This window comes from Streptomyces sp. NPDC058401 (assembly GCF_042722885.1).
Lineage (GTDB): Bacteria > Actinomycetota > Actinomycetes > Streptomycetales > Streptomycetaceae > Streptomyces.
Map to the genome: position 1 here is coordinate 1 of NZ_JBHXKA010000247.1, position 5,354 is coordinate 5,354.

Annotated in this window: 4 protein-coding genes; 3 read left to right on the top strand and 1 reads right to left on the bottom strand. The window is 70.1% G+C overall.

Annotation, left to right across the window (positions count from 1 at the left end; translation table 11 throughout):
• The coding region (locus tag ACFWNV_RS39185; protein ID WP_383956988.1) for an Rv3235 family protein at positions 1–365 on the top strand (365 nt) is incomplete at its 5' end.
• A 97-nt stretch (positions 366–462) separates the two neighbouring features.
• On the opposite strand, the gene secA is transcribed toward ACFWNV_RS39185, so the two are convergent.
• Positions 463–3,240 (bottom strand): preprotein translocase subunit SecA, encoded by a 2,778-nt coding sequence (secA, locus tag ACFWNV_RS39190; protein ID WP_383956991.1) that lies wholly within the window; start codon positions 3,238–3,240, stop codon positions 463–465.
• Between the two features lie 252 nt (positions 3,241–3,492).
• On the opposite strand from secA, the gene ACFWNV_RS39195 reads away from it, so the two are divergent.
• Both ACFWNV_RS39195 and ACFWNV_RS39200 read left to right on the top strand, forming a co-directional pair.
• The gene (locus ACFWNV_RS39195; RefSeq protein WP_383956994.1) at positions 3,493–4,071 is read left to right on the top strand and encodes a GNAT family N-acetyltransferase; all 579 of its coding nucleotides are present in this window, start codon (positions 3,493–3,495) and stop codon (positions 4,069–4,071) included.
• Between the two features lie 10 nt (positions 4,072–4,081).
• A complete protein-coding gene (locus ACFWNV_RS39200) occupies positions 4,082–5,257 on the top strand; it encodes a winged helix-turn-helix domain-containing protein (protein WP_383956997.1) in 1,176 nt (391 codons plus the stop codon).
• Positions 5,258–5,354 lie beyond the last annotated feature (97 nt).

Below are 5,354 nucleotides of genomic sequence, written 5' to 3' on the forward strand. Positions count from 1 at the left end.
CCGCCGTCCACCGCGGCAGCGGCCCGCACCACTGGTTCGCCGAACGGCTGCTCGCCGTCCTCAGCGGACGCCGCCCCGTGCACTCCCTGATCGGGCACACCATCGGCCCGGCCTACGACCAGCTGATCACCCTCGCCCCCGCCGACCCCCCGCAGGAGCGCCCGTACGGGCGCCCGTACGACGCCCGCCGGCTCAGCCCCGTCCTCCACGGATGCGGCCGCTTCATCCCCGGCCCGGGGGTCATCGAGGCCTTCGCCCGCATCGCGACGGGCGACCGCCTCACCGCGCTGGCCTTCCGCCTGGAACAGGGCCCCGACCTGCGCTGGCGCTGCGCCGCCGTGGAACTGCACGGCCCCCGCCCGTGACCCCGGCCGCGCGGCCCCGCCCGCGAACGCCGCCGGGGCCGGACCCCACGCTGTGCGTGGTGTCCGGCCCCGGCGGTGGTCCCGCGAACGGTGCGGGTTACTTCTTGCGGCGACGGCCGCCCGTGGCCTTGGCGGCCTTGCGGCGCTCCGCACGCGTCATGCCGTCGGAGTCGTCACCGGCATCCGCGTCGAAGTCGCCCTCGACGACGCCGCCCTCGCCGTCCACCGTGGGAGCGGAGAAGTGCAGCCGGTCCGGCCGCTGCGGGGCGTCCAGACCCTTCGCCCGGATCTCCGGCTTGGTCAGCGACGGACCGGAGTCGGAGACCAGGACCTCCTCGACCTGCTGCTCGACCTGGACCTCCAGGTTGAACAGGTAGCCGACGGACTCCTCCTTGATGCCCTCCTGCATGGCGTTGAACATGTCGAAGCCCTCGCGCTGGTACTCGACCAGCGGGTCCTTCTGGGCCATCGCCCGCAGGCCGATGCCCTCCTGCAGGTAGTCCATCTCGTACAGGTGCTCGCGCCACTTGCGGTCCAGCACCGACAGCACCACGCGCCGCTCCAGCTCGCGCATGATGTCGGAGCCGAGCGTCGCCTCGCGGGCCTCGTACTGCTCGTGGATGTCGTCCTTGACGGACTCCGCGATGAACTCGGCGGTGATGCCCGCGCGGTCACCCGCGGCATCCTCCAGCTCCTCCACCGTGACCTTGATCGGGTAGAGCTGCCGGAAGGCGTTCCACAGCCGGTCCAGGTCCCACTCCTCCGCGAACCCCTCGACCGTCTCGGCCGTGATGTACGCGTCGATCGTGTCGTCCATCATGTGCCGGATCTGCTCCTGGAGGTCTTCGCCCTCCAGGACCCGCCGGCGCTCCGCGTAGATGACCGTGCGCTGGTTGTTCAGGACCTCGTCGTACTTCAGGACGTTCTTGCGCGTCTCGAAGTTCTGGGTCTCGACCTGCGACTGGGCCGAAGCGATGGCCCGCGTGACCATCTTGTTCTCGATCGGCACGTCGTCCGGCACGTTCGCCATCGACATGACGCGCTCGACCATCTGCGCCTTGAACAGCCGCATCAGGTCGTCGCCGAGCGACAGGTAGAAGCGGGACTCGCCCGGGTCGCCCTGTCGGCCGGAACGGCCGCGCAGCTGGTTGTCGATGCGGCGCGACTCGTGGCGCTCGGTGCCCAGCACGTACAGCCCGCCGAGCTCCTTGACCTCCTCGAACTCCGCCTTCACGGCCGCCTCGGCCCGCGTGAGCGCCTCGGGAAGGGCGTGCGCCCACTCCTCGATGTGCTCCTCCGGGTCCAGGCCGCGCTGGCGCAGTTCTGCCTCGGCGAGGTCGTCGGGGTTGCCGCCGAGCTTGATGTCGGTACCGCGGCCGGCCATGTTCGTGGCGACCGTGACGGCGCCGCGGCGGCCGGCCTGGGCGACGATCGTGGCCTCACGGTCGTGCTGCTTGGCGTTCAGCACCTCGTGCGGGATGCCGCGCTTGGAGAGCTGCTGCGAGAGGTACTCGGACTTCTCGACCGACGTCGTACCGACGAGGATCGGCTGGCCCTTCTCGTGCTTCTCCGCGATGTCGTCGACGACGGCGGCGAACTTCGCGACCTCGGTGCGGTAGATCAGGTCCGCCTGGTCCTTGCGGACCATGTCGCGGTTGGTCGGGATCGGGACGACACCGAGCTTGTAGATCTGGTGGAACTCGGCGGCCTCGGTCATGGCCGTACCGGTCATGCCCGACAGCTTCGAGTACAGGCGGAAGAAGTTCTGCAGGGTGATCGTGGCGAGGGTCTGGTTCTCGTCCTTGATGTCCACCCCTTCCTTCGCCTCGATCGCCTGGTGCATGCCCTCGTTGTAGCGGCGGCCCGCGAGGATGCGGCCGGTGTGCTCGTCGACGATCATGACTTCGCCGTCGATGACGACGTAGTCCTTGTCGTTCTTGAAGAGCTCCTTGGCCTTGATCGCGTTGTTGAGGTAACCGACGAGCGGGGTGTTCACCGACTCGTAGAGGTTCTCGATGCCGAGCCAGTCCTCGACCTTCGCGACACCGGTCTCGTGGATGCCGACGGTGCGCTTCTTCTCGTCGACCTCGTAGTCGCCGGTCTCCTCGATGCCCTTGAGGGGCTGGCCGGGCTCGCCCTTGGTCAGGCGCGTGACCAGCTTCGCGAAGTCCGCGTACCACTTGGTGGCCTGGTCGGCCGGACCCGAGATGATCAGCGGGGTACGGGCCTCGTCGACGAGGATCGAGTCGACCTCGTCGACCACGGCGAAGTTGTGGCCGCGCTGGACGAGCTCGTCCTGCGACCACGCCATGTTGTCGCGGAGGTAGTCGAAGCCGAACTCGTTGTTCGTGCCGTACGTGATGTCGGCGGCGTACTGCTCACGGCGCTGCGCCGGAGACATGTTCGCCAGGATGCACCCGACCTCCAGGCCGAGGAACTTGTGCACCCGGCCCATCATCTCGGAGTCGCGCTCGGCGAGGTAGTCGTTCACCGTGATCAGGTGGACGCCCTTGCCGGACAGCGCGTTCAGGTACGCCGGGAGCGTGCCGACGAGGGTCTTGCCCTCACCGGTCTTCATCTCGGCGACGTAGCCGAGGTGCAGGGCGGCGCCGCCCATCATCTGGACGTCGTAGTGACGCTGGCCGAGGACGCGCTTCGCGGCCTCGCGGACCGTCGCGAAGGCCTCGGGCAGCAGGTCGTCCAGGGTCTCGCCGTCCTGGAAGCGCTGCTTGTACTCGTCCGTGAGCGCACGCAAGTCGGCGTCGGAGAGGTTGACGAAGTCCTCTTCGATGGAGTTGACCTGGTCCGCGATGCGGTGCAGTTTTTTGAGGATCTTGCCTTCGCCTGCACGCATGAGCTTGTTGAAGACGGACACCGAGGTTTGTCTCCTTGCCGGTCGGGCCTGGCACTGTTTTCGTGCACGGGCACGGAGGGTGGGCCCCACCGCAACGGCCATCGTAAGCGAGGACGCGGTCGCGTCGGGAGGTCCGCACTGCCGCGGGGCTGGACTGCCCGGAAATGAGAACGTGCGAGGGGCACCGAAGGTGCCGGTATGGGCGGTCCCACTTCGGGAATCCCGCCGGGAATCCGTTTCGCCGCGGCCGTCCTCCCAGAGCAGAATCGCCCGATGGAACCGATCACCCTGACCACCGAGCGCCTCGTCCTGCGGCCCCTCGACGCCTCCGACACCGACGAGGTGTACGCGGCCCTGCAGGACCCCGCCATCCAGCGCTGGATACCGGTCGCCGTCCCGTACGAGCGCACGCACGCCGAGGCCTTCACGACCCGGGTCCCGGGCGGGCAGAACGGCTCCGAGTACAACTTCGGGGTCCGCCTCGGCGCCGGCGGCCCGCTCGTCGCGTGCATCGGGCTCGGCCCGCAGGGCGACAACGCGCACGAGCTCGGCTACTGGACCGTCGCCGGGCACCGGGGCCGCGGCTACCTCCCCGAGGCGCTGCCCGCCGTACTGCGCTGGGCCTTCACCGAGCTCGGCTGCGTACGGATGATCTGGCGCGCCGCGGTCGGCAACGCCGCCTCCCGCCGGGTCGCCGAGAAGACCGGCTTCCACATCGAAGGCGTCGCGCGCGCGGGCATGGAACACCGCGGGACCCTGCGGGACTGCTGGACCGGCGCCATGCTCCCCTCCGACCTCACCCTGCCCTCCCGCCTCCCGTACCTTCCCTCCCCTGTCAGCACCACGCTCTAGGGTTTCCGCCATGACGACCGCGCCCCCGCCCGCCCTGTCCCTCTCCGCCGACGAGGCCCGCCGCATCGCCCTGCGCGCGCAGGGCTTCCTGGGCGCTCCGGACCGGCGCGGTGGCGTCCGCGGCGTCCTGCGCCACCTGGGCGCCGTCCAGCTCGACACCATCTCCGTACTGGCCCGCTCCCACGAGCTCGTCCCGTACGCGCGCCTCGGCGCGGTCGGCCGCCCCACCATCGAAGCCGCGTACTGGTCGGAACAGCAAGCCTTCGAATACTGGTCGCACGCGGCCTGCATCCTGCCCATCGAGGAATGGCCGCACTTCGCCTTCCGCCGCCGGGAGCGCAAGGCCCGCGGCCACCGCTGGCACGTCCTGGCCGACAAGGACCGCTCGACGAAGACGGTCCTGGACCGCCTCCGGACCGAAGGCCCCCTCACCTCCACCGAACTGGGCGGCGCCAAGAACGGCGGCGAGTGGTTCGAATGGTCCGAGACGAAGATCGCGGTGGAGTGGCTCCTCGACATCGGCGAAGTCGTCTGCACCGAGCGCCGCGGCTGGAAGCGGGTCTACGACCTCCCCGAGCGCGCGGTCCCCTCCGCGCTGCTCCACGACGACCTGGACGACCGCGAGTGCAAGCGCCGCCTGGTGGCCCTCGCGGGGCAGTCCCTGGGCGTGGGCACCCGCTCCGACATCGCGGACTACCACCGCCTCAAGAACCAGGACTTCGACGCGGTGGTCGAAGACGCGGGCCTGGTCCCGGTGCACGTAGAGGGCTGGGGAAAGCCGGCCTGGGCAGACCCCGCCGCCCTGTCCCCGCTCCCCCGGGCCCGCCACCGCACCACGCTCCTCTCCCCGTTCGACTCCCTCGTCTGGGAGCGCCCGCGCACGGAGCGGATCTTCGGCTTCACCCACCGCCTGGAGGCCTACGTGCCCAAGCCCCAGCGGATCCACGGCTACTTCGCGATGCCCCTGCTGACCGGAGGCCGCCTCCAGGGCCGCGTGGACCCGGCCCGCGAAGGCACCACCCTGGTGGCCCGCCAACTCTCCCTGACCACCCCGAAAGCAGCCCGCCCCATGGCCGAAGCCCTCCGCGAAGCCGCCACCTGGGTCGGCTGCGACACCATCCGCATCGACCGCGCAACCTCTCCTGCGGAAGCAGCAGCGGTAACGGCAGAACTGTCGACCCTCTGAGCCGTCGAGAAATCCAGCCCCGCCGGCGGAAAAATCCAGCCTCGCCGGCGTTTGAGGCGCGGGGTCTGGGGCGGAGCCCCGCGGCCTCCGGGCAGAG